The following is a 26095-nucleotide window of genomic DNA, read 5'->3' on the forward strand; positions in this document are numbered from 1 at the left end:
ACAAGGTAGACATGAAGCTTCGCTGGGCGGTATTGCCGCTACTTGTCATGATCGGGATCATGCTCGTAGCCATCGTCAAATTGGAACAAGGGCCGCACATCCCACTCATCGTCGGGACAGCGGTCGCGTCGCTCGTCGCATGGCGACACGGGTACAAGTGGAAAGAGATCGAGGAGATGATGTACAAAGGGATTCGGCTCGCACTACCGGCCGTCGTCATCATCATCTTGGTCGGTTTAACGATTGGTGCCTGGATCGGGGGAGGCGTCGTCGCTACGATGATTTATTACGGATTGACGATTATTTCACCGGCCTATTTTACGGTGACGATTTGTATCATCTGCTCGGTCGTCGCGCTCTCGATTGGCAGCTCATGGTCGACGATGGGAACGATTGGCGTCGCCGGGATGGGCATCGGGCTGAGTATGGGGATACCAGCACCGATGGTCGCCGGAGCTGTCATCTCAGGGGCATACTTCGGGGATAAGATGTCCCCGTTGTCGGATACGACGAACCTCGCGGCAGGTTTGACGCACACGAACTTGTTCGAACATATTCGGCATATGCTCTACACGACGATTCCAGGGCTCGTCATCGCGCTCGGCGCCTATTGGTGGCTTGGCAGACGGTTCAGTGAGACGACGACGGACTCTTCAGAAATCGTCCAAACACTCGGTATTTTACAGGACAGCTTCGTCATCTCGCCGTGGCTCCTATTGATTCCACTTGCTGTCATCGTCCTTGTCGCGAGGAAAGTACCGGCCATTCCGGCACTCGTCGTCGGGATTGCGCTCGGCTTTCTCGCCCAAGTCATCGTCCAAGGCGGTTCGCTCGCCGACAGCGTCGGGGCGTTGCAGAGCGGGTATGTGATCGACACCGGTAATGAACTCGTCGACAGCTTGTTCAGTCGGGGCGGTCTCGACGCGATGATGTACACCGTCTCGATGACGATCGTCGCGATGACGTTCGGAGGGATTTTAGAATACTCGGGGATGCTGCAATCGATTATGAATCAAATCGTCAAACTAGCGAAGACGGCCGGTTCGATGATTGCGTCGACGATTCTCGCCGGGGTAGCAACGAACGCCACGTGTTCCGAACAATACATCTCGATCGTCGTTCCATCTCGTATGTTTGCAGGTGCTTATGAGAAAATGGGGCTTCAGTCGAAAAACTTGTCCCGGGCACTCGAGGACGGCGGGACACTGACGTCGGTCTTCATCCCATGGAACACGTGCGGTGTGTTCATTCTCGGGACGCTCGGCGTCGGGGCGTTCGAATATGCGCCATACGCGATCTTGAACTTCATCGTTCCGGTCATCTCGATTATCTATGCGTTCACAGGCTTCACGATTGCACGGATTGCTGTGCAGAGTGTGGAACCGCCACTCGAAAAACAAGCAGCACAATGAAAAATTTCCCGGCCTATTCAGGTTGGGAAATTAAATTTATAGACGGCACGAGGTCGTCCTTGGTTGTAACTCATCTCTTCACCAATCACTTCGATCAGTTGCGCGTCATGTAATTTTTTGATGAGTCGCTCCGTCGTCCGTCTTGAGACGGCGAGATGGTCGGTCAACTCTTTTGCCGTGAATTCGAGATGGTGCTTTGAGAACTGCATAATTTTACCGATGTTGACCGGACTGATCCCGGCTTGCTTGATGACGTCAAAGACCGCTACTTCGGTCACTCGATAGGGGATGCGGTCCTCACGGTTCGGGAAGGACAAGCGTTTTGAATCGTCGACGATTCGAATGCGCTCCTTGCTCGCGGCCGATAGTGCGATTTCAGCATGTTCGTATGCTTGTTGATATTGTGTGCCATAGCCGATTCCGATTCGATAATCACCTGTTGGGCTGAGCGTACTTGTATCGAGGGCGTTGTTCGTCTCGCCTCGTGTCGTAAGTAGCGTGATACGACCATCGTCGGTCGATTCGATGTGTCCGCCAAGGTAGCGGACCACTTTCAAATGTTCGAGTAATGCCTTGTCGTCGGTCTCGAAACGAATGATGGCGAACTGGGCATCGTCCGCGAACTGGCGTCGAATTCGTTGAATTAACATATCGAGATGGCGCTCGACCGTGGTCCGCGGCTCGATCATCAATAGACTATGATACCCATCACGGACGAGTTGACGATGAACTTGTTCGATGCTCGTCACGGCCAGTTTCGCCTGCTTGGCCCGGTGCTCCGTGTGAAAAGTAATCACGTCTTCGAAAGCGATATTCGGTTCGATTTTCATAACGGAAGGAGTCGAGGCATGATTCGGGAACGACTCGAGGATTGACGTCAAGCGCTCCGGCTCGACCAAATCGATGGACAGTTGATCAAGAGGGACTGAATGGGTGAGCGTCGCATAGAGAAGTGTCGTTAATAGGACAGTCTCGTCTTGGACGACGTGATGGGTCGCCACGTTTTGAAGGTAGGGGGCCGCATAAGTGAACGGGAACGACCCGGAAAAAAAGACACCATCGAACGAGCCGAGCGTTTTGGCAATAACGGCTGCTTCATGGGGATGCTCGTAAGGGTGATACGCGAACCGAACACCTTCTGGGGCACCGAGGGTACGGATAGTCGCCACAAATTCGTGCGACCCGACGATGGCGATATGGATGGACATCAAAACTCCTCCTTGCAATTTAACGACTATTTAACGACAATATAGCTAATGATATATAAAAAGTAAAGGGGAATAAATATGAGAATAAAGAAAATCGAGCTGTTTGCGATACGTCTACCACTGAAAGTACCGTTCATCGTCAGTTATCACCGCTACGACGACATGCCGTCGGTGATCGTGAAACTGACGACCGAGTGTGGACATGTCGGTTACGGCGAGGCCGTCGCTGATGAGCACGTCACGGGCGAATCGCTCGACAGTACAATTAGCGTCATCCGACATGTGCTAGGACCACTTTTGATCGGGCAAAACCCGATGCATATGGAACGAATCCATGACGTGATGGACCGAGCCATCCGGGACGTGCCGGCGGCGAAGGCGGCGCTTGATATTGCCTGCCACGACGTTGTTGGTAAAAAACTTGGCTTGCCTGTGTATGAGTTGCTTGGCGGCCGTTATCACGATGCCTTCCCGGTCACGCACGTGTTAAGCATCGGAGATCCGGAAGCGATGGCGGCCGAGGCGCGCGAACAAATCGAACAAGGCTATACAGCCGTCAAGATGAAAGTCGGCGTCGATGCCACCTCGGACGTACGACGTGTCGAGGCGGTTCGTCGAGCCGTCGGAGCGGAGGTTCCGATTCGGGTCGATGTCAATCAAGGTTGGGTCAATGCTGCCAAGACGCTCCAGGCGATGAAGTTGCTCGAACCATTCAATATCGATTGGATCGAACAGCCGGTCAAAGCCGACGATTTTGAAGGCATGGTAGAAGTAAAAGGGAAAATCTCGGTCCCGCTCATGATTGATGAAGGCGTGCGGGGTGTAACCGAAATGCGTCGTCTGACGATGACGCAGGCCGCCCACAAAGTGAACATTAAACTGATGAAGTGCGGCGGCATCTACCCGGCGAAAAAACTTGTCCATATGGCCGAGATGTCAGGTATTGAGTGCCAAATCGGGTCGATGGTCGAGTCGTCGGTCGCCTCGAGTGCAGGTTTCCACGTCGCGTTCTCGAGCAAAATCGTCCAATCGGTCGAATTGACAGGGCCGCTCCGTTTCGCAGAAGACATCGGCAATTTGACGTACGACCTTCCGTTCATTCGATTGTCTGAACGACCAGGTCTCGGTGTCGACGTCGATGAATCTGTCTTATTACGTCTGACGACCGCGACGTACGTCGTCGGAGGGACCGATCATGTGGCGCAGTGATTGTAACGGCCTCGACATCGAGGTCACCTATTTGGCGATGACCGACCTGGAACAAATCGAGGCGGTGCAACAGGATGTCATGGATACACTGACGGAAGGGAGCCAGTATCAGTCCTTGTCGACGGAGGAGTTTGTGAAGTTGTTGACGGACCGGACGCTCATCGGGGCATATCACAAGGGAACGTTGATCGCGTTCCGCGCGCTCCTCATCCCACCGCTCGATGACGAGCATCTCGGCTATGATATCGGTTATCCATCAGAGGGACTGGAACGCATCATTTATCAAGAAGTGACGAACGTCCATCCGGACTACCGCGGCTACGGCCTGCAACAGCATCTCGGCAGGCTTCTGATGAAAGAGCTGGAACATGGTAGCCAATTCGACCTCGTCTGTGCGACCGTGGCACCATTCAACATCCCGAGCTTGAAAGACAAGTTTGCCCTCGGGCTTCGCATCGGTGCCCTTAAACCGAAGTATGGCGGGAAGTTGCGCTACATCTTTATGAAGGAACTGCACAGCGACTGGCGACCGGCCGGAGAAGCGACATGGCTCGAGATGGGCGAGACGGAGCAACAGGGCGCCTTGTTGAAGGAGGGTTGGTACGGAACGTCCATGACGCGCGACGGGGAGAGCTGGCTCGTCAAATATGAACGATGAGAAAATGGCCTGATCGCGATGATCAGGCCATCTTACTTATTCGAGGATGAACAGGACGTCCTCGGCTAACTTTTCGTACGTCCGGTCGCTCGGATGGAACTGGTCGGTCGCGAGGTCACGTGAGACGTCAGAGACGTATGCGAACGGGTCGATTACGTCGATGCGTTGTGCGTTTCCGAAACTGGCCGCCGAGGCGTTCCAATCGAGAATCAGTTGATTGAACGCCTCACCGTTTTCGTTCTCTTGGAATGGATTATAGAGCGCGATATAAACGATTTGTGCCGTATCGTTCAATCCGCGAACTTGTTCAAAGATGTCATTCAAATTCGTCTTGGCATCGGTCACGACTTGTTCGATATCGACCGATTCAAAGTTATCGACATTCTCGCCGCGATTGAACAGGTCGTTGCCGCCAATCGTGAGTGTGATGTAGCGGGCGTTCTCAATCGTTCGCCGTACTTCCGGTTGTTCGAGTTGGGCCAACAAATCCTCAGTCCGGGCACCAGAGACGGCCAAGTTCTGCGTACGAATGCCGTCTTCGTCGAGCGTTTCACCGACCGGCTGAACGTAGCCAGCACCTGACGTCGACCCGACGCCGCGTGTCAGGGAGTCACCTAAAGCGACGTAAACGTCACCGACCGGTTCGGGTCTCGAATCTTCACTAATCGAGAGTGTGCGTTCCGGTGGGTTGACGATATCTTGATAGCCGATCCATAAACCGTATAAGGCGATGCCCGTCAAGAAGACCGAACCGATTAAAAACGAATACCATTTCCCATTTTTCATGTGATTCCCTCACTTTCTATAGAACTATCATATCAAATAAGTTTTAACCTGCCCTATGTGAATGTTCGAATAGGACAGATGCGGTCGAGTCCGATAGAATGTAGGAGAGGTGAGATGATGCAACCAACATTGAAAATAGACCATTTGACAAAAGTAATTGGTAAGAAAACAATCATCGATGACATCTCGTTCGATGTGTTTCCCGGTGAAGTGTTCGGCTTCTTAGGACCGAACGGGGCCGGCAAAACGACGACGATTCGGATGATTGTCGGTTTGATTAAGCCGACGAACGGGACCGTCTCGATTTGTGGGTTCAGCGTCGAACGTCAATTCGTTCAGGCGATGAATCAAATCGGCGCCATCGTTGAGAATCCGGAACTGTACAAGTTCATGAGCGGGCGTGAGAACTTGAACGCCTTCGCGCGGATGTTGCCCGGGGTAGATGAGGCCCGGATTCAAGAAGTGATCGATCTCGTCGACTTGACGGCACGAATCGATGATAAAGTGAAGACCTACTCGCTCGGGATGCGGCAACGGCTCGGCATCGCCCAGGCCATGTTGAACAACCCCCGTGTCTTGATTCTCGATGAGCCGACGAACGGGCTGGACCCGATGGGGATTCGTGACCTTCGACTCTTCATCCGCCGTCTCGTCGAAGAAACAGGACTGAGCGTCCTCGTCTCGAGCCACATCTTGGCCGAGATTGAACTGCTCGCGGACCGCGTCGCCATCATGTCGCGCGGGAAAATCGTGAAAGTCGGAACGGTCGAGGAACTGATTCATGAGTTGGCGTCTACCGTCGATGTCCATGTGGCCGACAGTTTTGAAGTCTTGCCAATCATCCGCGGATTCGAATCGATCGATCATGCCGACGTCGTCGACGAGCGCACGATTCGCGTCTCGATGAATCTTGAAGAGACGGCCCGCTTGAACCGCTATTTGCTTGACCGGGGAGTCGACGTATTCGGGCTTGAACGACGCGTCCAGACACTCGAAGAATTGTTTATCTCATTGACCGGGGGTGACCATATTGTCTAATCCGTCAATACTTGGCCTTATTCGGAACGAAGTTTTAAAGATCCATAAGAAGCGACGACTCCTCGTCGTCTCAATCATCTTGACTGTGCTCGTTTCGATGTTCACGTATGCCAACTACCGGCAAATCGAGAAGCAGCGGGAAGAACAAGGGACGATCGACTGGCGTGTCGATTTACAGCAAGAGATCGTCGATACGCAAAACCGGCTCGCCTCGGCGAACGTTCAGGACGAGTTCCGTCAAATTTTGGAGTTCCAGGTCCAACAGAATCAATACTACTTAGATAATGATATTAATCCGAACTACCCGGGCGCGCCAACGTTCATGCGTGTCTTCTTCTCGCAAGGGACGACGCTCGTGCTGCCGCTCTTTATCATCGTCTTGATGGCGGATATCGTCAGCGGTGAGCATAATGACGGGACGATTAAGACGCTGTTGTCCCGTCCGGTCCGACGCTTCAAGATTTTGCTCGCCAAATGGATGACGACGCTCCTATATACGTCGATTCTCATCTTCATCACCGCACTCGTCAGTTATGCTATCTCCGGCATCGTGCTCGGCTGGGACGGATGGACCGCCCCGATTTTGACAGGGTTCCAAGCCTCGGCGACCGGGACGTTCTCGACCGACTTCGTCCATACGCTGCCGATGTGGCAATACTTGCTCATGTCGGTCGGACTATCCTGGTTCGTCGTCGCGGCCGTCGGGACGATTGCGCTCATGATCTCGGTCATCGTCAAAAACACGGCGACAGGGATTGGGATCATGATGGCCGTCCTGATTTCAGGACCGCTCCTCACGTCGCTCGGGTCGAATTGGGACAGCTCGAAATATTTGGTCAACGTCAATTTCGGTCTTCATACCTATCTCGAGGGGCAAGCCCCACCAATCGAGGGGATGACGTTGCCGTTCTCGCTCATCGTCATATTCGTCTGGTCGCTAGCGGCTCTCGCGTATGCGTTCTACCATTTTACACAAAAAGATGTCTATTGATGACTGGCGTCACCTTCCGTGGTGACGCTTTTTTTGTCATGGTTGAAATGACTAGATAAGTAGTGGGAATAGGGCGAATGCCTTAATAATTTGAATTGTCAAAATAATTAGATAGTTGGATACCTTCATTGTGGGAAACTATGTAAAGTAGGAGACACCACATAAGGAGGGAAATACACATGAAAAAAGTTTTATCTACATCACTCATCGCAGGCGTCTTGCTCGTGCCACAACTCGTCGGCGCGGCGGAGCTCAAGTCGGGCACGTTGACGAAACCATCGAACGAAGCCCCGACGACGATCGTCAAAGAGTATGCGAAAGCGAAAGGCGAATTCAAAACGCTCGAATCGAAGCGTGACAAAGTCGGACAAGTTGTCAAATTACAACAGACGGTCGACGGAGTGCCAGTCTTCGGCGGAGTCGTCGTCGGTGTCGTCGATAACGATGGCCAATTGAAAACGGTCGTCGATGATACGAAACAACTTAAAGGATTACATAAATCGATCAAGCTGAATGAGCAAAAAGCGGTCGCTCGTTATAAAGAGCTTGTCGGCCACAAAGGCGCATACGAGCTTGAGCCGGCAGCGGAACTCGTCGTCTATCCGAATGGTGAAGAGGCGGTCTATGCGTATGAAGTGACCGGGACGATCCTTGATGCGGAAGAGCCGTCACGCTGGACGTACTTCATCGATGCGGCAAGCGGGAAAGTATTGAACAAATACAACCAATTGGCACACGCCAAACCGACGAACGGCGTCACGGGTACGACGTATACGGGCACGGGAATCGACGTCCTTGGCCAGAGCCAAACGTTCAAGACGACGAAGAGCGGTTCATACTACTATCTCCAAGACTCGACGCGCGGTAAAGGCATCTATACGTATGACGCCGGAAACCGGACGCGCCTTCCTGGATCGCTCTGGGCCGACGCTGACAACGTCTTGAACACGACGTACGACCGGGCCGCGGTCAGTGCCCATGTCAACGCGACGAAGACGTATGACTTCTTCAAGAACACTTATGGACGCAACAGTTACGATAACAACGGTGCGGCCCTCAACTCGACGGTCCACTATAGCCGTAGCTACAACAACGCGTTCTGGGATGGCAGCAAGATGGTGTACGGTGACGGGGACGGCCAAACGTTCACGTACCTCTCTGGTGCCCTCGACGTTGTCGCTCACGAATTGTCACACGCCGTTACAGAATACACGGCCGGTTTGATCTATCAAAATGAATCGGGTGCGATCAACGAGGCGGTATCGGATATCTTCGGTACGGTCGCGGAGTATAGCGTCGGCTCGAACTTCGACTGGTTGGTCGGGGAAGACATCTACACGCCTGGTGTGGCTGGGGACGGACTCCGTTCGATGTCGAATCCGGCAGCATATGGTGACCCGGACCACTACTCGGTCCGTTACACGGGGACGCAGGATAACGGCGGCGTCCACATCAACTCAGGAATCGTCAACAAAGCGGCTTATCTCTTAGCGAGCGGCGGGTCACACTACGGCGTCTCGGTCCAAGGCATCGGCGTCAAGCAAATGGGTGATGTCTACTACCGCGCGCTCACTGTCTACTTGACACCGACTTCGAACTTCTCAAGCCTACGTCAAGCCGTCGTTCAATCGGCCAAAGACTTGCACGGTGCGACGAGCACGCAAGCAGTCGCAGCGGCGAAATCGTTCGATGCGGTCGGTATCAACTAAACTTGATTCAGTCCTTTTCGCTTCGGCGGAAAGGATTTTTTTGTCGCTATTTTTTGAAAGAATAGGGTAAATAGGTGTTGTACTTAGAATTCAATCGAGTCAAGGAGGACACATGGATATTCAAACTTTTCGCATTGACCATAAAAATGGGATTCGTCTCAGCGATTTCCCGACCACGATACAAGATCGGCCATCTGACGAGACGTTACAAAACGAGTTGATTCCAAAGAGCGTGGAGCGATTGAAAGAGTTGCATTGGAAGCTGTACGCCGAATCGAAGAAAGGGATCGTTGTCGTCTTGCAGGCGCTCGATGCCGGCGGCAAAGATGAGGCGATCAGTTATATCTTTTCGAACTTGAACGCGCAAGGGTTGAAGACGAACGCGTTCCAAAAACCGTCGGACACGGAAAAGAAACACGATTACTTGTGGCGAATGCATGACCTCATGCCAGAGCGGGGGCAGGTAGGCATCTTGAACCGGTCGCATTATGAAGAAGTGATCGCTCCGCGCGTCCATGACTTGCTCGGGGAAGAGGTCATCCCTGATGAAGAGGACAAAGAGTCGGTATGGAAGGTCCGTTATCGCCAAATCAATGACTTTGAACAATATTTAGATGAGAACGGATTCAAAGTCATCAAATTTTTCTTTAACGTGTCAAAAGAAGTCCAGCGTGACCGCTTGCTTGAACGACTGAAAGATCCAAGTAAGAACTGGGAGTTTTCATTTAATGACGTCGAAGAGCGAAAGCATTGGGATGATTACCAGGATATCTTTGAGGATATGTTATCGAACACGGCGTCGAAACATGCACCCTGGTTTGTGCTCCCGGCAGATGATGACTGGTACGCCAGATATATCGTCTCCACGATTATGATTGACGTCCTTGAAGACATCGATCCTAAATTCCCGACATTTACGGAGGACGAACAGGACCGGATTGATGAAGCGATTGAAACGCTCGAGAATGAGTGACCTTTGTCGACTCCGTGAACATCCATTTCCCCACTTGCACTGAAAACGAATTCACGTTACAGTGGACGTATAAAATAAGACGTCAGACATCTGTACGAAGGAGCAATGAGAGTGGGGAATATTAGTTTATTATTTGGTGGTGTGGCACTGTTCATTAACAGCCTCGTATTATTCGGGAAAGTGGACGTCAAGAGTGCGGGTGTATTCAGTCTCTTCACAGGACTGTTGCAGACGTTCATCGCGACGTGGCTCGTCATCGGGGCGAGTTCGGCGGAAGTGTTCGGATATGCGAGCATCTATTTGTTCGCTTTCACCTATTTGTACGTCGGTGTGACATTTTTGTTCGACCTCGACGGACGTGGCGTCGGTTGGTTCTCGCTATTTGTTTCGATTTCAGCCGTTTTTTATGCCACCATCTCGTTCACGATGGGCGATGTGATGGGCGCCGTAACCTGGTTGTTCTGGTCGTTCCTGTGGGGACTGTTCTATGTAGGGATGGGTCTTGGGCGCCAAATTGATGGGTTGACGGCCCGAGTCGCATTCGTGCTCGCTTGGTTGACACTGATCGTCCCGGCGCTGTTTGGACTGGCCAACTTGATGACACCGCTCTATGACGTGATCTGGTGGGCAGCGAGCGGCACGACGGTTCTCTACATTGGGTTCACGATGTGGCGAGGCCGCCGAGTTCTTGAAGTGACACAATGAATGACGCTCTTCGTGAGCGTCTTTTTTTACGTATTCAATTGTGTCTAAAGTGTGAAAAGTGGGAATGAGGTACGTAAAGGAGGCGACCACGGCTGAGTGATGGCTTAATTTTATTGATGGGACTATTATTATGCGGATGGATGCTGTTTGCGGTCGTGTTTGATGATACAATTAAAAGAAGAATTTAACGGACCGTTTCCTTTTTGGAACGGTCTTTCGTTTGAGGAGTGACAAGGATGGAACAAACACCAGTCATCGTCCTCGTCGGACCGACCGCTGTCGGGAAGACGAAGACAGGAATCGAGCTCGCGAAAGCGTTCAACGGTGAAATCGTATCGGGCGACTCGGTCCAAGTGTATCGCGGGATGGATATCGGTTCGGCAAAAGTGACGGTCGAGGAGGCGGAAGGGGTTCCGCATCATTTAATCGATATCTGTGACCCGGACGAGGCGATGAGCGTCGCCACATTCCAGAAGTTGGCCCGGGCGGCGATCGATGACATCTACGCGCGCGGGAAATTGCCGATTTTAGTCGGTGGGACCGGTCTCTACATTAGAGCAATCTTATATGACTATGAGTTCACGGAGCGACCGGTCGACCATGAATTGCGCGAATCGCTCGAGTTAGAGGCGGAGACAAATGGTCCTGAAGCGCTGCACGCCCGCCTGCAGTCGCTCGACCCAAAACGGGCCGAGAGCATTCATCCAAATAACGTCCGCCGCGTCATCCGTGCTCTTGAAGTCGCACTGCAAGGGGATGCTCAAGCGATGGATAGCCTCCCCTCCCAGCATTACGCCTACAAATTGTTTGTGCTCCACGCCGACCGGGACGTACTCTATGAGCGTATCAACCTTCGTGTCGATTTGATGCTCGAAGCGGGTCTCATCGAAGAAGTCGAACGTTTGCTCGCAGCTGGTTATCGGGATACGCAGGCAATGCGGGCCATCGGTTATAAAGAAGTCGTCCCGTACCTTGATGGATTGATGACCCGAGAGCAGATGACCGAGACGCTCAAACAGCACACGCGCAAATTCGCGAAGCGTCAATTAACATGGTTCCGTCATCAATTTGATGGGATTTGGGTTGATATGGGAAGAAAATCATTTGAACTATCGTATCAAAATATTTATGATGAAGTTGAGGAGTTTTTTCGAAAATTCCGATTATTTGAAAGAGACATAGACTAGGGGGAATGCAACATGAAGGCTAGCTATAACATCCAAGACCATTTTTTGAATCAATTACGTAAAGAAATGGTGCCGACGACCGTCTTTTTAGTCAGCGGATTTCAAATTCGGGGAGTCATCAAATCGTTTGACAACTTCACGGTCATCGTCGAATCAGAAGGGCGCCAACAGTTGATCTATAAACATGCGATTTCAACGTTCTCACCAGCGCGGAACGTCACGTTGTTCGAACCGGAAGCGGTCGAAGTGACAGAAGGATAATTCAAGGCATAAAAAAAGGGCGGCCCGGGGACCGCTCTTTTTTTATGCCGTTTTGACGTTCGGGTCGAGATCGAGTGCTTCAATTACACGATGGACGGCGCAACCGCCGAGCAGTGAGTCGAGCTGGTCACAGAGCTGTGTCGGTGCCGACCGATACAAGTGGGTATATGTCCGCTTCCAAGATCGTTCTGCCGATTGAATCCGCACGAGCAAGTCAGCATGACCGAGTTCTTTCAGTTTCTCGATGTTCATCCGGTTCGTGCGTGCGAACGCCGATAAGACGACGGCTTTTGCGAGCGGTGTTTGGATCGGATAACCGGCGACGAGCAGGACGGCCATCGCCCCTTTCATTTCATGCTCGATGACCGAGTCGACGAGTTGGTCTGGCGTATATGGGTTACCGGCATGCCCCGAGACCGCCGTGACGAGCTCTTGATGCGAGACCGGGCAAGTCGATGCCTGTAAAATGCTTGCGATTGTCGAATGCGTAGTGGCGTAACGTGTCGCTTCCCCTGTTGCGATCAACCGTTCATACGTATCTACCAATGAAATCATGTGAGTTCCCCCTTTATCTAACTGCCTTTATCGTAACAATTATAGTAAGCGCTTTCAATATAATTCAGGAAACTTCTGGACCTATAACGAAAGTATGTTCGCCTCGAAGCGGAAAACACGATACAATGGGCAAAGAGAAGAAGGAGGGCATTGCACATGAACTATTACCAACAGATTGATCCAATTGCAGGGGGCGGATTCGACCGAACACGGTTCCAACTTCCGACCGTAGAGAAGTCGGCGACACGGCTATCGGACCTGACAGACGGAACACCGGTTCAGACGAAAGCGCTCGTCAGTACGGTCGAAGTTCGAGAAGGCAAATCCGGGGCGAAATGGTTACAGCTCAATTTGACGACCTCGAGCGGACTCATCCGTGCCAAGCAGTGGTTGCGCGGCAATGAAGATCAATTGTTGCCGATTTACGAGTCAGGCGTCATCGAGCTCGAAGGGAAAATCGACGTCTACCCAAAACCGGACGGCGCCAAATCGATTACGATCGACCGGGCCAAACCGATTGCCCGGGACGAAGCGGTATCGTTGTTGCCAGGTCTTCCTGGAGACGAGACGATGGAACAATACGCCGACGAGCTGTTCGCGATTCTGTCGACGCTCTCGCCAGACTATCAAGCGATCGCGTTGTCACTGCTCGACCGCTATTGGGACGATTTCGTTCTCGCACCGGCCGCACTGTATCATCATCATAACTATGTCGGCGGCCTCTTGAAGCACACGGTCTGTATGCTTCGACTTGGTTATCGGTTCCAAGAACAAGACGACCATTTGGCGATGGCGTTCCGGGTCATCAAAGAAGCCGAGCAGTTGCACAAAGTAGACGTTTGGAATACGATGAACGGTGTAAAAGTTGAACAGGCGTTCCGCGGCACGTTCGAGTCGCTTTACGCGGCCTGTGAGGCCATCGCCGAGTTGAAAGAGCCACTCCGTTGGGACGAGCTCGCGCTCGGGATTTTGTTCCATGATATCGGTAAGTTGTTCGAGTACAGTCACTTGCTATCGTCCCCGAACCGGTTTGAGCAACTGTTCTCGGTCAGCGGCACGAGTGGGACGACCGGGATCTCCATCAACCCGATGGGAAGCTTGATCGGACACATGCCGTACGGCGGACTGTTGTTCGAAAGAAGTCAACAAGCTGCCGGCGTCACACTTCCGCTCGACGTCCATCATCGGATTTGGCATATGATTTTGTCCCACCACGGCAAGCGCGAGTGGGGCTCGAGCGTGTTACCGGTCACGACGGAAGGATGGATGCTCCATCTGATCGACTTGTTGGATGCCCGTTATGAGAAGTGGGCGCGGGTCCACGAAAATTTATAAGGTGAGGTGCAGTACATGATTCCCGTGCAATTGGTGACCGGTTTTTTAGGCGCCGGAAAAACGACCTATATGAATCGCTTGCTAGAAGCGACGGACGAGCGATTGCTCGTCATCGTCAACGAGCTTGGCTCAGTCAATATCGACGAACAGTTGATCGTCCAGATGGACCAAGAACAGATCGAGTTATCGAACGGTTGCATCTGTTGCTCGATTCAAAGCGATTTGAGTAAGACGTTCTATCAGCTTGCGTCCAGAGATACATTTGACCGCATCGTCATCGAGACAACTGGTGTCGCCGATCCGGCACCGATCATCCAGACGATCTATTACGATGATTACTTACGGACACGGTTCAAGCTGACGGCGATTTTGACGGTCGTCGACGCTAGTCAAATGGACCGCGAATTGTTTATAGAAGGAATCCATCAAATCGCCTATGCAGATGTGATTCTGATGAACAAAATCGACCTCATCGATGACGTCACGCTCGAACAAGCGCATGAACGGATTAAAGCACTAAATCCGACCGTTCGGGTCATTGAGACGGTCCAAACGCTAGGGGACTATGACTTGACGGAAAATACGTTCCAGCTTTCACGAGTCGACGAGCAACTCCTCGGTCGACTGACAGCAGGGCACACGTCCGTCTCTTCACTACGGGCCGTGACGCTCACGACCGACGTCCCACTACGTCGGGAACGTGTCACGCAATACGTACGCGAGGTGCTCATGCACTATGAGGACGATGTCTATCGCTTGAAGGCGATTGTCCGTTTAGACGGAGAAACATCAAAATTCGTCGTCCAAGCGACAAATCAACTGATGGGGGCGACGTTCGCCAACGAACCGAGCGACGACTCGCGTTCCGTCTTCGTCTGGATCGGGAAGAATCTCGATCGAGACGCGCTAGCGCGCGGATTACAAGCTTGTGAGGTGGATGAATGATGAAATTGATGTTGGTCGATGGGTTTAACCTTCTGTCGCGTTATTATTTTGCCACAGAGCGTCGTCGGGCGCTCGATCCCGATGTGACGTTGAAAGGACTGCTCCGTAAAGTTGACGGGTGGACGAACGACTTCACACATATCGCCTTCTTTTGGGACGGACCACGCGAGACGACGCATCGTTACGCCCTGTTTTCGGACTATAAAGCGACTCGTACCGGCTTACCGGAACCGTTGTTCCACGATTACGTCAAGTTGCGGGCAGCGTTGAGCGAGCGCGGCATTTTTCAGTCCGAGCTCGCCGGATATGAGGCCGACGATTTGATCGGGGCCGTCGCGACCGCGTTCCCGGGTGAATCGTATATGTATTCGTCAGACCGTGATTTGCATCAGCTGCTTTCCCCGAACGTGTTTCAAATCGTCCCGAAAAAGGGGGAAGAGATGATGATGAACCAGGACATATTCGAGACGACTTATGGAATACGGCCCGGACAGTTCGTCGATGTGAAAGCGCTCCAAGGTGATGCCTCGGACAATATTCCAGGCGTCCGCGGCATCGGACCAAAGACGGCGACGATTCTTGTCCAGTCATACGACACGGTTGAAGCGCTGTATGACATCTTGAGACAAGAAGCACTCCAAGAGGCGCATCGGAAGTTTGCGAAGAAGCTCGACGGGCAAGAAGAAGTGGCGCTCTTGTCGAAACGTCTCTCGCTCATCGATATCCATGCACCGATCGAAACGGATTGGGAGGCGTATCGCTTTGGTTCACATTTATTTTGATGCGGCGACGAACCAAGAGGCGGGTGAGAACGGTCTTGGTGTCTGGATTAAGACAACGGACGGCACCGTATCCACGTACATCGCCAAACGTGTCGGGCTGACGAGCGTTCAGGCCGAACTCGCCGCGCTCGCGTTCGCCCTCGAACAAGCGCATACGCTCACGGACGAATCGACGTTCATGTTCTATTCGGACGCCGAGACGGTCGTGCGGGCGCTCGAGCAGAGGTTCTTAAAAGACCAAGCGGTGCGTCCTTTGTTCGTCAAGGCGCTGACGCTGTATGACGAATTGCCAAACAAGTTCATCAAATGGATCCCGCGGGCAGAGAACCGGGCCCATGACGTGGCGAAACAGGCATTGTTGATCGGATGAGAGTCGGGCTTTGGCCCGACTTTTTGTCAATTGCAGGGGAATGATTTCTTTTTTGCAAAAGTTTCGATAAAATGAAAGCGTAGTCAAAAAAAGAGGGGGAATTTTCATGGAATATCGGATCGAACGGGACACGATGGGGGAAATCAACGTTCCGGCTTCAGCCAAATGGGGAGCCCAAACACAGCGCAGTCTAGAGAACTTTAAAATCGGCACGGAAAAGATGCCGCTCGAGGTCGTGCATGCCTTCGCGATTTTGAAAAAAGGTGCCGCACTCGCCAACGCCGAGCTCGGTGTGTTGGAGCAAGCGAAAGCCGACGTCATCGCCGAAGTCGCCGATGAGATCGTCGCCGGGAAACATGACGCCGAGTTTCCACTCGTCGTCTGGCAAACGGGTTCAGGGACACAGTCGAACATGAACGTCAACGAAGTCATCGCCCATTTGGCGAATGATAAGTTGAAAGAGCGTGGTCAAACGCTCACGATTCATCCGAACGACGACGTCAACAAGTCGCAGAGCTCGAACGACACATATCCGACGGCGATGCACATCGCCGCCATCCTCGCGGTTGAGGACCATGTGTTGCCGTCAATCGAGGCGCTCCACGCGACGCTCGCGAAGAAGGCCGAGTCATTCATGGACATCGTCAAGATCGGTCGGACGCACTTGCAAGACGCGACGCCAGTCACGCTCGGTCAAGAGATCAGTGGTTGGGTCCGGATGCTCGAGCTGTCGAAACAGATGATTGAGCGTACGCTCGAACCGTTGACAGAGCTCGCCCTCGGCGGGACGGCAGTCGGGACGGGGATCAATGCTCATCCACGGTTCGGAGAAGTCGTGGCCGAGAAGATCTCGCAAGAGACCGGAAAACGTTTTATCACGGCCGTCAACAAGTTCCATGCGCTCACGAGCCACGATCAGCTCGTGTTCACACACGGTGCCTTGAAAGCGCTCGCCATGGATGCGATGAAGATTGCCAACGACGTCCGTTGGCTCGCTTCTGGCCCGCGTGCCGGTATCGGTGAGATCTTGATTCCGGAGAACGAACCGGGCAGCTCGATCATGCCTGGTAAAGTGAACCCGACTCAGAGTGAGGCGTTGACGATGGTCGCGGCCCAAGTGCTCGGCAATGATGCGACGATTGGATTCGGGGCGAGCCAAGGAAACTTCGAGTTAAACGTGTTCAAACCCGTCATCATGTACAACTTCCTCCAGACGTGCCGCCTGTTGACGGACAGTCTTCATTCGTTCGACGTGCATTGCGCCGTCGGCATCGAACCAGACTTGGACGTTATCGCGCACAACGTTGATCGTTCGCTCATGCTCGTGACAGCGCTCAACCCGCATATCGGCTACGAGAATGCGGCTAAAATCGCAAAACTAGCACATAAGAATGGGACCTCTTTAAAAGAAGCGGCGCTAGAGACAGGACTATTGACAGAAGAGCAGTTTGACGAATGGATTCGTCCAGAAGAGATGACATCTCCTAACCTAAAAGTTGGAAAATAAGAAAAGAGCGGTCGATGACCGCTCTTTTTCATGATGTAATGGGTCATAAGCACTATCTTACTGTCAAACAATGGGCAGAAAATAAGTAAATAGTTGTATTTCCGTGGATAAAGTCGCATAATCATAGACAGAAGAACATATCGGGGAGAACGAAACTGGGGGGTCGGGAATGAAGCAGCAGCAACTCACAGATCGTATACATACTATTTTGACGCAAATCACGAGCGCGAGACAGATTCAAACATCAGAGATCGAGTTTTTATTAGATTGGATGAAGCAAGAAGTGAAGCGTCGCCGCTTGATGCACTTGCTTGAGATTTTCAGTCGTGTCGAGTCTGATGTTCGTGAATTGCCACCGGTCTTGACGCAAGCGGAGGCGATGGCTTTGATTGCCCCAGTGAAACGTTATATCCATACCGTCTTAGGCATCGAGCAGGAAGACGAGGATCTCGTCCTTGTTTTAGCTAACAGTTTTTCTACGTATAGCCGGTATAAACCGCGCGTCGAAAAGCTCGGGGCGCGTCCTGTCTTCTTGCAGACGTTAGAAGAGGCCGTCGAATATGACTATGAAGATGTCCCGAAAGCCATCATCATGGACGTCGAGCTGTGGGCCCGCTTCCCGGAGCGGTCGATTCAATCGTTCGTCAGCAAGATGAAGAAGCTGTATGTCCCGCTCATCGTGATCGGCACGAATGAACATTATCGCCTCGCCGCTTATTCTTACGGCTTCGATGACTATTGGGAGGAATGGGTACCGATGGAAGAACGGCTCGTTCGTCTCGGACATCATATCGAGAAGGCTCGTCTTGTCTCGAACGCGCTCCTCGTCGACGAATTGACAGGCGCGTTCAACCGAAAATATTTGAAAGCGACGTTCAGTCGTTTCATGTCCCGACTTGAGCGCTCCGGTGAGAGCTTCACGCTCGCCCTGCTCGACATCGATCATTTCAAACAGTTGAACGATACGTTCGGTCATGCTTACGGGGACGAGGTGTTGCATCGCGTCGCCGAGGAAGTCCGTCTCGCCATCCGCTCGAGTGACGAATTGATTCGTTATGGCGGGGAAGAATTTCTCATCATCCTAAACGTGTCCGAGCGTCACGTCGTCGATGCGGTGCTTGAACGGGTCCGTAGGCGCATCGAGGAGATGACATTTACATATGAACATCACGTCACCGTATCGATCGGCTATACACGGGTCTGTCAGACCGGTATGACGCTCGGCGAGTGGTGTGCTTATGCCGATGAGGCGCTCTACAAGGCGAAGCGCGATGGACGCAATCGAATCATCCGCTACTCGTCAGCCGTCCGCGAGGAGAAACGGCTCGCTTACGTGACGATGAGTCCTGAGAAGTACGCTTTGCTCGCTGAGCGCTTGCCGAAGCAGCATCGTCGCTACGAGGTCATCTATCGCCCATACGATCGTTACGCCTGTAACGATCATATGGAAATGTTTATTCTCGATGACTCGGGCACGAACGAGACGAGAGGGACCTTATCAGCCGTCAAAGAGCAACGCGGCAAGTACAGCCACATCTTGGCCGTATCGAAACGAACCGCGCTCGAGCTCGGGGCGCTGTATGATGACTTGGCCGAGCAGGACCATCAGGACACGATCACTGAAAAAATCGAGCAATGGCTCGAAAAATTACCCGATTAAAAAAGGGACGTCGACTCAGTCGATGTCCCTTTTGTCATATTGACGGAATGTGAAGCTATAGGCATGCCGTTCGTCGGCCGGATGAAACTGTTCGTTCGTCACGATAAGACCGTCCGGAAGGGACGGATAAAACGTGTCCGCCTCGAACGTGCCATCGACCTCGGTGACGAAGAACCGGTCCGTTATCGAAAGCGTCTGCTCATAGAGCGTCGCGCCACCGATGATATAAAGGTCTGTCGTCTCGTCTTTAAGCGACTCGAGGTCGTGCCACACATCGACACCTTCAGCCGAGAAGGTGCGGTCCGACGTGACGACGATATTGCGTCGGTTCGGCAGCGGCCGACCAATCGATTCAAACGTCTTTCGTCCCATGACGACCGTTTGACCCGTCGTGATGGCTTTGAATTGCTTCAAGTCATCGGGCAGACGCCACAACAAGGCGTTATCTTTCCCGATTTCCCGATTGCTCCCGATGGCGACGACATGGATGATCATACGCTCACTTCTCCTTTAATGTGTGGATGAGGGTCATAGCCGACAATCTCGAAGTCTTCAAACCGGAAGTCCTCGATGGATGACACGTCACGCAGGATGTTCAATGTCGGGAGCGGTCGGGTCTCACGCGTCAATTGCAGCTTCACTTGTTCGAGGTGGTTATGGTAAATGTGGGCGTCGCCGAGCGTATGGACGAAGTCTCCGACTTCAAGCCCGGTCACATGGGCGACCATATGCGTGAGCAAAGCGTAAGACGCGATATTGAACGGGACACCGAGGAACGTGTCAGCGCTTCGTTGATAGAGCTGGCACGACAATTTTCCGTCCGCGACGTAAAACTGGAACATGAGATGGCACGGCGGCAACGCCATGTCTTCAAGTTGCCCTGGATTCCAGGCCGAGACGATGAGTCGGCGCGAGTCAGGGTTCGTTTTGATTTGCTCGATTACTTGCGCGAGCTGGTCGACAGTCGTGCCGTCTGGTTTCGGAAACGAGCGCCACTGCGCCCCGTAGACAGGACCGAGATTACCGTCCTCATCGGCCCACTCGTTCCAAATACGAACCCCATTGTCTTGAAGGTATTTGACGTTCGTGTCGCCAGTGATGAACCAGAGCAGTTCATGGATGATGGAACGCGTATGTAATTTCTTCGTCGTGATCAGGGGGAACCCGTCCTGAAGGTTGAAACGCATCTGGTAGCCGAACACGCTCGTCGTCCCGGTCCCGGTGCGGTCTTCTTTGACGACCCCGTTCTCGAGGATATGGGTGCATAAATCATGGTATTGTTTCATGTGGGAAGTCCCCTTTCTCGTTCAAAAATTTACAAAAAGACGCACTCATTATAACACAATATATTGACGACATAACGTTTCGATTTCTACATACAGATTTTGCAAGCGATAATTATCTCGGATTTAACATGAAACCATATCGTAATGGGAGGGACTAATCTGTATGGAAAGATGTGGTCTCAGGTAGCTTCGTTATGTTTCGATTCGCGTACAAATAAACGTCTCCGAAGATATCGACTTGATCACCTTGAACACGAAGTGCACAATCTTTGTTCGACAAATAGATTGGTAATTCTTCGGATAAGAGGGCGAGCTCTTGCTTGACGATGTGCATGTGATGTTCGAGATCGAAGTGGGAGAGCACCGAAAAATCGTTGAGGGCCACGCCCTGGAAAATCGTTGGGGTTGAAACCTCATAACCCATGTATGGCGGGCATAACCAAGACAAAGACATATTGATTGCGCCTGCACTAGCGCCTATGACGATGGCCTCGCTTTGTTGAATCGATTGGATTAGGTCATATTCATGTATGAACTGATTTTGCTTGACGGTGTCCCCACCTAACAAGAAGATCATCGAAGCTACTTTAAGAAGATGTTTTGCATTAGTTCGGCCCGTTTCATAATTGATTACGTGATAGTCGTTGAACAAGATGCCGGCTTCCTGTAACCACGATAGCTCGATAACACCATTTTCCGCAGTTGAGGCAGGGTCCGAGCTGATCATTACGAGGGAATGCCGATTTGTCACGTCTCGTGACAAGGCATCTGCCAAATGAGTTGGGAAAAAATCGTTGAACCATCCAAGATAGTAGCACGTCTTCATAGTGAGCCTCCTTCGTATGAAAGTTCTTTCAATAAATTGATTAGAATCAATCTCATTGTAACCGAACTGGTTGAAATTTTTTCCATAAATAATATGTGATTGTTTATAATGAAGAAGACAAACGAGTCTACCTTGTCATGTTGATTGATGTACGTTCAAAAGGAGGATTATCGTGAAGAAGCAATCATTAATTTTCTTATTATCCGTATGCTTACTGAGCCTTGGCCTAATCGGAAATCTTGTTTTTGAAACGATGGGCTTTTTCTTAAATCCAACCATTCAGGTGATCAGCATCCCAATCGCATCCACTGAAGGGTACTTCATCCATGGACTTATCGCCCTTGCCATTACTTTTCTTGGGTTATTCCTGCTTCCTTTCGCATTGAATCGTAACAAAGTAAAAATCACTTCCGTTTTTCTGTTGGCGGTCATTCTTATTCCTCAGCTTGTTTGATGAAAAACTCATTCCAGGAACCAGATGACTTTTCCATCTAGTTTTGTTTTATTGAGACGGTGAATTCATTAGTAACTACTGCACGTCTTAAGAGGAGGGTTACGATGAGAGCAGTGATTTGTACCGGATATGGGCCACCTGACGTGTTGCAGCTCCGAGAGGTCGACAAGCCTGTGCCAAAATCGGATGAGTTGTTAATCAAAGTTCACACCTCTGCCGTCCATTCCGGCGACCTTCGATTACGGGCTCTTGATGTACCGGCTCTAGGTAAGCTCCCGATGCGAGTCATCGTCGGTTTCAAGGCGCCGCGCCAACCGATTCTTGGTGTCGTCTTGGCAGGGGAGATCGTCGAGACGGGTAGTCGCGTTGAAGACTTCAAGGTCGGTGACCGTGTCTATGCGCTGACCGGGGTGCGGTTCGGCGGCTACGCTGAATATGCGTGTGTCAAAGCGAATAAATGTGTCGAACGCATGCCGAACAACGCTAGTTTTGTCGAAGCAGCCAGCTTGCCGTTTGGCGGAACGACGACTCTTCACTTTTTGCGTAAAGTGAACATCGAACAAGCGAAGACCGTATTAATTTACGGGGCCTCCGGAGCAGTCGGTTCGATGGCCGTTCAAATCGCGAACTATTACGGGGCTCGCGTAACGGCAGTCTGTCGAGAACGGAACTTCGAACTCGTCAGAAGTCTCGGCGCGGACGTCGTGATTGACTACACCATAGACGGCTACGACGAGAAACTGACCACATACGACGCTGTGTTCGAAGCGGCCGGGAAAATCGATAAGCGGTTGGCCCGGAAGCATGTCGCCGAACACGGGAAATTCAGTTCTGTCGCCGGACAAGGACCTGCGAGTGAACGGAAAGAGGATTTGACTTTCCTGAACGATCTGTTTGAACCCGGCCGGTTAAAGGCCGTCATCGATTCGGTTTATCCGCTCGAGGACATCGTCGCGGTGCACCGATACGTTGATGCCGGAGGAAAGGCTGGAAATGTGATTGTGACCGTGACATAAGCAAATTGATTCAAGTTAAGCGACGTGCGTTTCGTCAATCGTCACTGTTTTCGCCACGTGTCTTATAGGGTATACTTGTGAAAGACAAATAAAGGGAGGGATTCGATGCAATTACAAGGTAAGAATGTCCTGCAAATCGTCAGTGACGACTTTGAAGACTTAGAATTATGGTATCCGGTCCATCGGTTACGCGAGGAAGGCGCAAACGTCACCCTCGCCGGCGAGAAGGCGGATCACGCCTATATCGGTAAGTACGGCGTTCCAGCCAAATCGGACATCGCGTTCGATGACGTCGACATCTCATCATACGACGCTATCCTCGTCCCAGGTGGCTGGTCACCCGACTTGTTGCGCCGCTTCGATTCGGTGAAAGGGTTCGTCCGCTATATGCATGACGAGAAACGGCCAATCGGTCAAATCTGTCACGCTGGCTGGGTATTGATTTCAGCGAAGATTCTTGATGGTGTCAACGTCACGAGCACACCGGGTATTAAAGATGATATGGAAAACGCGGGTGCGATTTGGCACGATGAGCCGGTCGTCGTCGACGGTCATATCGTCTCGAGCCGCCGTCCGCCTGACCTGCCTGACTATATGCGGGAATTCATTAAAGTCATGGCCAAGAACTGAAAATAGAATAAAGGGGTTAACGACAGTTGAGACTTAAATCGAATCCAGTTCTCCGTAAATCAATGGAGACAACAGCTTATAGCGCCACGCCGATGACGAAAGCCGGTACGTGGTCGAAAGTGTTCACGCTGCTCTTGCTCGTCACGGCAGCCGCCGGGACGACGTGGATGCTCGTGCCGACAATCGGTGAGGCGTTATTGTTCCCGCTCATGATCGGCTCGCTCATCCTCGGCTTGGTCTTAGCACTCGTCATCACGTTCAAACCGAGAACGGCACCTGTCGTCGCGCCATTGTATGGTATTGTCGAAGGGGTGTTCGTCGGGTTGATCTCGTACTTCTTCGAAGCGATGCTTCCGGGCATCGTCGGCCGTGCCGTCTTGACGACGTTCATCGTCGCGTTCGCGATGTGGTTCGTCTACTCGACGGGTCTCGTCAAAGTGACGCAAAAGTTCCGCGCCGGTGTCACGGCCGCGATCTTTACGGTCATGTTGCTTTATCTCGTTCAAATCGGGATGAGCTTCTTTGGTTCAGGACTCCCGTTCATGACGGGCTCGTCACCGCTTGCCATCGGCGTGCAATTTGTAATTGTCATCATCGCCTCACTCGCGCTCGTGCTTGATTTCGACTATATCGCTCGTCAAGTCGAGAGCCGGGCTCCGAAAGAGCTCGAATGGGTCGCGGCGTTCGGGTTGATTGTGACGCTCATCTGGCTCTATATTGAAATTCTTGATTTACTGTATCGCCTCGCCATGCGCGACTGATCATCGGCCTTCGGGCCGGTGATTTTTTATGAAAGGAAAGGATGTGAAGCCGTCATCGAACCGATGATGGTGCTACTGTTATGAAAAAAGTGATTGTGATTGGATCAGGAATCGTCGGCATCTCGACCGCGTACCATCTGGCCGGGAAAGCCGACGTCACCGTCATTGACCGTAAAGAGAAGGGCCGTGCGACTGACGCGGCAGCAGGCATCGTCTGCCCGTGGATCGCCCAGCGCCGGAACAAGGCGTGGTACGCGCTCGCCAAAGGGGGCGCTCACTACTACGCGACCGTCGTCGACGACTTGAAGCAAGAAGGAGAGACGGAGACGGGCTATAAACGCGTCGGGACGCTCGCCTTGCACGAAGACAAAAAGTTGAACGAGATGCAAGAGCGGACGGCGCTACGCCGGGAAGAAGCCCCGGAAATCGGCGACTTGACCCGGATGACGGCAGAAGAAGCGAGAGTACTCTTCCCACCGCTCTCGGACGAATATGACGCCCTACTCGTCGAAGGCGGGGCACGCGTCGATGGAGAGAAATTGCGGGCGGCACTCGAACGGGTCGCCGTGAAGCGCGGCGTCACCATGATTGACGGTTCGGCCGTCCTCGTCGAAGCGGACGGCTATCACGTCGAGTGCGACGGGGTCCGCTTTGAGGCGGATGAGATCGTGCTCGCCTGCGGGGCGTGGTTGCCCGAGTTGATGGAGCCAATTGGATACACGGCCCGTGTCGCCGGGGAAAAGGCGCAAATCGTGCACGTTCAGCTGCCGGATACGGACGCGTCCGACTGGCCGGTCGTCATGCCGCCGCGGCGCCGCTATTTGCTCGGATTTGAGGAAGGACGCATCGTCATCGGCTCGACGCACGAGCGGGACAAGGCGTTCGACGCACGGCCGACGGCAATCGGGATTCATGAAGTGCTCTCGAAAGGACTAGAATCGGCCCCGGGACTCGCTGAGGCCGAACTGATTGAGACGCGGGTCGGCTTCCGTCCGGTCACCCCGAACTCGATCCCGATTCTTGGCCGCGTGCCGGGAGCGGAGCAGTTGCTCGTCGCGAACGGTCTCGGGTCATCCGGTTTGACGGTCGGCCCGTTCATCGGGAAAGTGCTCGCCGATCTCGTTCTGACAGGGGACTGCGAGCTCGATATGTCGCTTTATCCGATTGAAGATTTCATCTATCTGACATGAGAAAACAAGCGACCATCCTCTTCGGTGGTCGCTTGTTTGTCGTCAACGGCTCATGATTCCGTTCAAGAAGAAATGAAAATAGTCTTGCATCAACGAGCTCATGTCACCTGACGGGAAGGACGGGTCGGACAAAATCGCCTGTTGCACGAGTTGGACGTAGCGTAAGTACGAATCGGTCGACAGCTCCGGGTCGATGGCCCCGCTCGTCTTCCCGTACTCAATCAATTGCCGGAATGCGGCGTAGCCTCGACCGGCCAACTGTTGCCACGATGCGTCCGCTTGAATCGTCGTCGTGATCGTCTCGTCGAACAGCCCGGCCGTCTCGATTTTACGAGACAAAATCTCGATCAGCAATTGATCGAACGGGACGGTGTCAGCGATTTGTGACTCGATCCATCCCATCTGTTCCTCCGTCATTTCGGTCAAGACGGCGACAATCACTTGTTCTTTGGAGCCGAAGTAATTATAAATCGATACCGGTGAGACCGAGGCGGCGCGAGCAAGCTCACTCACCGTGAAACGGGACTGCTTCTCGTTCATTAGTCGAAAGGCGGCGTCTAAGATTGCTCGTCGTTTCGTTTCAGTTCGTTTTGTGAATCCATCCATGATGACCCTCGCTTCTCTAATGTTTTGTAATCAAT

The 26095-nt window shown here is 52.4% G+C and carries 28 protein-coding genes; 21 read left to right on the top strand and 7 right to left on the bottom strand.

The features are described from left to right. Positions 1-11: 11 nt before the first annotated feature. Positions 12-1412 (top strand): Na+/H+ antiporter NhaC, encoded by a 1401-nt coding sequence (nhaC, locus tag KNP74_RS07835; protein ID WP_214764025.1) that lies wholly within the window; start codon positions 12-14, stop codon positions 1410-1412. 17 nt (positions 1413-1429) lie between these two features. Here the strand turns inward: nhaC and KNP74_RS07840 are convergent, their stop codons facing one another. Further along, positions 1430-2620: an HTH domain-containing protein gene (locus KNP74_RS07840; protein ID WP_214763957.1), complete on the bottom strand. Its 1191-nt coding sequence runs from the start codon at positions 2618-2620 to the stop codon at positions 1430-1432. 78 nt (positions 2621-2698) lie between these two features. Between KNP74_RS07840 and KNP74_RS07845 the strand changes: the two genes are divergently transcribed. Then, the gene (locus KNP74_RS07845; RefSeq protein ID WP_214763958.1) at positions 2699-3829 is read left to right on the top strand and encodes a mandelate racemase/muconate lactonizing enzyme family protein; all 1131 of its coding nucleotides are present in this window, start codon (positions 2699-2701) and stop codon (positions 3827-3829) included. Then, positions 3816-4487: a GNAT family N-acetyltransferase gene (locus tag KNP74_RS07850; protein ID WP_214763959.1), complete on the top strand. Its 672-nt coding sequence runs from the start codon at positions 3816-3818 to the stop codon at positions 4485-4487. The genes KNP74_RS07845 and KNP74_RS07850 overlap by 14 nt, the downstream gene beginning before the upstream one ends. A 36-nt stretch (positions 4488-4523) precedes the next feature. On the opposite strand, the gene KNP74_RS07855 is transcribed toward KNP74_RS07850, so the two are convergent. Continuing rightward, positions 4524-5273: a GDSL-type esterase/lipase family protein gene (locus KNP74_RS07855; protein ID WP_214763960.1), complete on the bottom strand. Its 750-nt coding sequence runs from the start codon at positions 5271-5273 to the stop codon at positions 4524-4526. A 117-nt stretch (positions 5274-5390) separates the two neighbouring features. On the opposite strand from KNP74_RS07855, the gene KNP74_RS07860 reads away from it, so the two are divergent. The 7 genes from KNP74_RS07860 to hfq all read left to right on the top strand — a co-directional run bounded on the left by KNP74_RS07860 (position 5391) and on the right by hfq (position 12137). Then, complete coding sequence (locus KNP74_RS07860) at positions 5391-6311, top strand: ABC transporter ATP-binding protein (RefSeq protein WP_214711058.1); 921 nt, start codon at positions 5391-5393, stop codon at positions 6309-6311. After that, positions 6304-7302, top strand: a complete 999-nt coding sequence (locus tag KNP74_RS07865; protein ID WP_214763961.1) for an ABC transporter permease — start codon at positions 6304-6306, stop codon at positions 7300-7302. Before KNP74_RS07860 ends, KNP74_RS07865 begins: the two co-directional genes overlap by 8 nt. 179 nt (positions 7303-7481) lie before the next feature. Then, the gene (locus tag KNP74_RS07870; protein WP_214763962.1) at positions 7482-9011 is read left to right on the top strand and encodes a M4 family metallopeptidase; all 1530 of its coding nucleotides are present in this window, start codon (positions 7482-7484) and stop codon (positions 9009-9011) included. A 112-nt stretch (positions 9012-9123) separates the two neighbouring features. Continuing rightward, entirely contained in the window at positions 9124-9984 is an 861-nt protein-coding gene (locus KNP74_RS07875; RefSeq protein ID WP_034777421.1) for a PPK2 family polyphosphate kinase, read from the top strand. A 111-nt stretch (positions 9985-10095) separates the two neighbouring features. After that, positions 10096-10689 (top strand): AmiS/UreI family transporter, encoded by a 594-nt coding sequence (locus KNP74_RS07880; protein WP_214752831.1) that lies wholly within the window; start codon positions 10096-10098, stop codon positions 10687-10689. Between the two features lie 236 nt (positions 10690-10925). Beyond that, complete coding sequence (miaA, locus tag KNP74_RS07885) at positions 10926-11876, top strand: tRNA (adenosine(37)-N6)-dimethylallyltransferase MiaA (RefSeq protein WP_214763963.1); 951 nt, start codon at positions 10926-10928, stop codon at positions 11874-11876. A gap of 12 nt (positions 11877-11888) precedes the next feature. Continuing rightward, on the top strand, positions 11889-12137 hold the full coding sequence (gene hfq / locus KNP74_RS07890; protein WP_021067304.1) for an RNA chaperone Hfq: 249 nt from the start codon (positions 11889-11891) through the stop codon (positions 12135-12137). 42 nt (positions 12138-12179) lie between these two features. On the opposite strand, the gene KNP74_RS07895 is transcribed toward hfq, so the two are convergent. Then, positions 12180-12692 (bottom strand): hypothetical protein, encoded by a 513-nt coding sequence (locus KNP74_RS07895; protein ID WP_138859499.1) that lies wholly within the window; start codon positions 12690-12692, stop codon positions 12180-12182. Positions 12693-12848: 156 nt separating this feature from the next. Here KNP74_RS07895 and KNP74_RS07900 point away from each other — a divergent pair, with 156 nt between their 5' ends. The 6 genes from KNP74_RS07900 (at position 12849) to KNP74_RS07925 (ending at position 19291) form a co-directional block, all read left to right on the top strand. After that, positions 12849-14027 (top strand): DNA-binding protein, encoded by a 1179-nt coding sequence (locus KNP74_RS07900; RefSeq protein ID WP_214763964.1) that lies wholly within the window; start codon positions 12849-12851, stop codon positions 14025-14027. A 15-nt stretch (positions 14028-14042) separates the two neighbouring features. Continuing rightward, positions 14043-14972 (top strand): CobW family GTP-binding protein, encoded by a 930-nt coding sequence (locus KNP74_RS07905; RefSeq protein WP_214763965.1) that lies wholly within the window; start codon positions 14043-14045, stop codon positions 14970-14972. Beyond that, entirely contained in the window at positions 14972-15754 is a 783-nt protein-coding gene (locus KNP74_RS07910; protein ID WP_138859497.1) for a 5'-3' exonuclease, read from the top strand. Before KNP74_RS07905 ends, KNP74_RS07910 begins: the two co-directional genes overlap by 1 nt. Further along, on the top strand, positions 15735-16124 hold the full coding sequence (locus KNP74_RS07915) for a reverse transcriptase-like protein (RefSeq protein WP_214763966.1): 390 nt from the start codon (positions 15735-15737) through the stop codon (positions 16122-16124). Before KNP74_RS07910 ends, KNP74_RS07915 begins: the two co-directional genes overlap by 20 nt. 106 nt (positions 16125-16230) lie before the next feature. Continuing rightward, complete coding sequence (fumC, locus tag KNP74_RS07920) at positions 16231-17631, top strand: class II fumarate hydratase (protein ID WP_034777433.1); 1401 nt, start codon at positions 16231-16233, stop codon at positions 17629-17631. A 169-nt stretch (positions 17632-17800) separates the two neighbouring features. After that, positions 17801-19291 carry a GGDEF domain-containing protein gene (locus KNP74_RS07925; RefSeq protein ID WP_138859495.1) on the top strand — a complete coding sequence of 497 codons (1491 nt, stop codon included), beginning with the start codon at positions 17801-17803 and terminating at the stop codon, positions 19289-19291. 15 nt (positions 19292-19306) lie between these two features. Here KNP74_RS07925 and KNP74_RS07930 read toward each other — a convergent pair whose 3' ends face one another. The 3 genes from KNP74_RS07930 to KNP74_RS07940 form a co-directional block, all read right to left on the bottom strand. Continuing rightward, on the bottom strand, positions 19307-19786 hold the full coding sequence (locus KNP74_RS07930; protein WP_214711018.1) for a dihydrofolate reductase: 480 nt from the start codon (positions 19784-19786) through the stop codon (positions 19307-19309). Then, a complete protein-coding gene (locus KNP74_RS07935) occupies positions 19783-20577 on the bottom strand; it encodes a thymidylate synthase (RefSeq protein WP_034777438.1) in 795 nt (264 codons plus the stop codon). The genes KNP74_RS07930 and KNP74_RS07935 overlap by 4 nt, the downstream gene beginning before the upstream one ends. Before the next feature lie 154 nt (positions 20578-20731). Continuing rightward, a complete protein-coding gene (locus tag KNP74_RS07940) occupies positions 20732-21403 on the bottom strand; it encodes a Type 1 glutamine amidotransferase-like domain-containing protein (RefSeq protein WP_214763967.1) in 672 nt (223 codons plus the stop codon). Positions 21404-21575: 172 nt separating this feature from the next. Here KNP74_RS07940 and KNP74_RS07945 point away from each other — a divergent pair, with 172 nt between their 5' ends. From KNP74_RS07945 to KNP74_RS07965, 5 genes are all read left to right on the top strand, one after another. Continuing rightward, positions 21576-21857, top strand: coding sequence for a hypothetical protein (locus tag KNP74_RS07945; RefSeq protein WP_138859493.1), 282 nt, complete (start codon positions 21576-21578; stop codon positions 21855-21857). Between the two features lie 104 nt (positions 21858-21961). Further along, the gene (locus tag KNP74_RS07950) at positions 21962-22873 is read left to right on the top strand and encodes an NAD(P)-dependent alcohol dehydrogenase (RefSeq protein ID WP_214763968.1); all 912 of its coding nucleotides are present in this window, start codon (positions 21962-21964) and stop codon (positions 22871-22873) included. 105 nt (positions 22874-22978) lie between these two features. Further along, positions 22979-23503: a type 1 glutamine amidotransferase domain-containing protein gene (locus KNP74_RS07955; protein ID WP_214763969.1), complete on the top strand. Its 525-nt coding sequence runs from the start codon at positions 22979-22981 to the stop codon at positions 23501-23503. Positions 23504-23529: 26 nt separating this feature from the next. After that, positions 23530-24264 (top strand): Bax inhibitor-1/YccA family protein, encoded by a 735-nt coding sequence (locus KNP74_RS07960; protein WP_214752847.1) that lies wholly within the window; start codon positions 23530-23532, stop codon positions 24262-24264. Between the two features lie 80 nt (positions 24265-24344). Then, the gene (locus KNP74_RS07965; RefSeq protein WP_214763970.1) at positions 24345-25454 is read left to right on the top strand and encodes an NAD(P)/FAD-dependent oxidoreductase; all 1110 of its coding nucleotides are present in this window, start codon (positions 24345-24347) and stop codon (positions 25452-25454) included. A gap of 42 nt (positions 25455-25496) precedes the next feature. On the opposite strand, the gene KNP74_RS07970 is transcribed toward KNP74_RS07965, so the two are convergent. Continuing rightward, positions 25497-26060, bottom strand: coding sequence for a TetR/AcrR family transcriptional regulator (locus KNP74_RS07970; protein WP_214763972.1), 564 nt, complete (start codon positions 26058-26060; stop codon positions 25497-25499). Between the last annotated feature and the right edge of the window lie 35 nt (positions 26061-26095).

It is taken from the genome of Exiguobacterium sp. s141, from assembly GCF_018618085.1.
Lineage (GTDB): Bacteria > Bacillota > Bacilli > Exiguobacteriales > Exiguobacteriaceae > Exiguobacterium > Exiguobacterium mexicanum_A.

Excerpts from the sequence above, each read along its gene's own strand:
- KNP74_RS07955 (WP_214763969.1), top strand. The coding sequence starts at position 22,979 with ATGCAATTACAAGGTAAGAATGTCCTGCAAATCGTCAGTGACGACTTT.
- KNP74_RS07840 (WP_214763957.1), bottom strand. The coding sequence starts at position 2,620 with ATGTCCATCCATATCGCCATCGTCGGGTCGCACGAATTTGTGGCGACT.
- KNP74_RS07930 (WP_214711018.1), bottom strand. The coding sequence starts at position 19,786 with ATGATCATCCATGTCGTCGCCATCGGGAGCAATCGGGAAATCGGGAAA.
- KNP74_RS07940 (WP_214763967.1), bottom strand. The coding sequence starts at position 21,403 with ATGAAGACGTGCTACTATCTTGGATGGTTCAACGATTTTTTCCCAACT.
- nhaC (WP_214764025.1), top strand. The coding sequence starts at position 12 with ATGAAGCTTCGCTGGGCGGTATTGCCGCTACTTGTCATGATCGGGATC.
- KNP74_RS07935 (WP_034777438.1), bottom strand. The coding sequence starts at position 20,577 with ATGAAACAATACCATGATTTATGCACCCATATCCTCGAGAACGGGGTC.
- hfq (WP_021067304.1), top strand. The coding sequence starts at position 11,889 with ATGAAGGCTAGCTATAACATCCAAGACCATTTTTTGAATCAATTACGT.
- miaA (WP_214763963.1), top strand. The coding sequence starts at position 10,926 with ATGGAACAAACACCAGTCATCGTCCTCGTCGGACCGACCGCTGTCGGG.
- KNP74_RS07900 (WP_214763964.1), top strand. The coding sequence starts at position 12,849 with ATGAACTATTACCAACAGATTGATCCAATTGCAGGGGGCGGATTCGAC.
- KNP74_RS07970 (WP_214763972.1), bottom strand. The coding sequence starts at position 26,060 with ATGGATGGATTCACAAAACGAACTGAAACGAAACGACGAGCAATCTTA.
- KNP74_RS07845 (WP_214763958.1), top strand. The coding sequence starts at position 2,699 with ATGAGAATAAAGAAAATCGAGCTGTTTGCGATACGTCTACCACTGAAA.
- KNP74_RS07895 (WP_138859499.1), bottom strand. The coding sequence starts at position 12,692 with ATGATTTCATTGGTAGATACGTATGAACGGTTGATCGCAACAGGGGAA.
- KNP74_RS07850 (WP_214763959.1), top strand. The coding sequence starts at position 3,816 with ATGTGGCGCAGTGATTGTAACGGCCTCGACATCGAGGTCACCTATTTG.
- KNP74_RS07905 (WP_214763965.1), top strand. The coding sequence starts at position 14,043 with ATGATTCCCGTGCAATTGGTGACCGGTTTTTTAGGCGCCGGAAAAACG.
- KNP74_RS07910 (WP_138859497.1), top strand. The coding sequence starts at position 14,972 with ATGAAATTGATGTTGGTCGATGGGTTTAACCTTCTGTCGCGTTATTAT.
- KNP74_RS07870 (WP_214763962.1), top strand. The coding sequence starts at position 7,482 with ATGAAAAAAGTTTTATCTACATCACTCATCGCAGGCGTCTTGCTCGTG.
- KNP74_RS07965 (WP_214763970.1), top strand. The coding sequence starts at position 24,345 with ATGAAAAAAGTGATTGTGATTGGATCAGGAATCGTCGGCATCTCGACC.
- KNP74_RS07860 (WP_214711058.1), top strand. The coding sequence starts at position 5,391 with ATGCAACCAACATTGAAAATAGACCATTTGACAAAAGTAATTGGTAAG.
- KNP74_RS07925 (WP_138859495.1), top strand. The coding sequence starts at position 17,801 with ATGAAGCAGCAGCAACTCACAGATCGTATACATACTATTTTGACGCAA.
- KNP74_RS07950 (WP_214763968.1), top strand. The coding sequence starts at position 21,962 with ATGAGAGCAGTGATTTGTACCGGATATGGGCCACCTGACGTGTTGCAG.
- KNP74_RS07875 (WP_034777421.1), top strand. The coding sequence starts at position 9,124 with ATGGATATTCAAACTTTTCGCATTGACCATAAAAATGGGATTCGTCTC.
- fumC (WP_034777433.1), top strand. The coding sequence starts at position 16,231 with ATGGAATATCGGATCGAACGGGACACGATGGGGGAAATCAACGTTCCG.
- KNP74_RS07855 (WP_214763960.1), bottom strand. The coding sequence starts at position 5,273 with ATGAAAAATGGGAAATGGTATTCGTTTTTAATCGGTTCGGTCTTCTTG.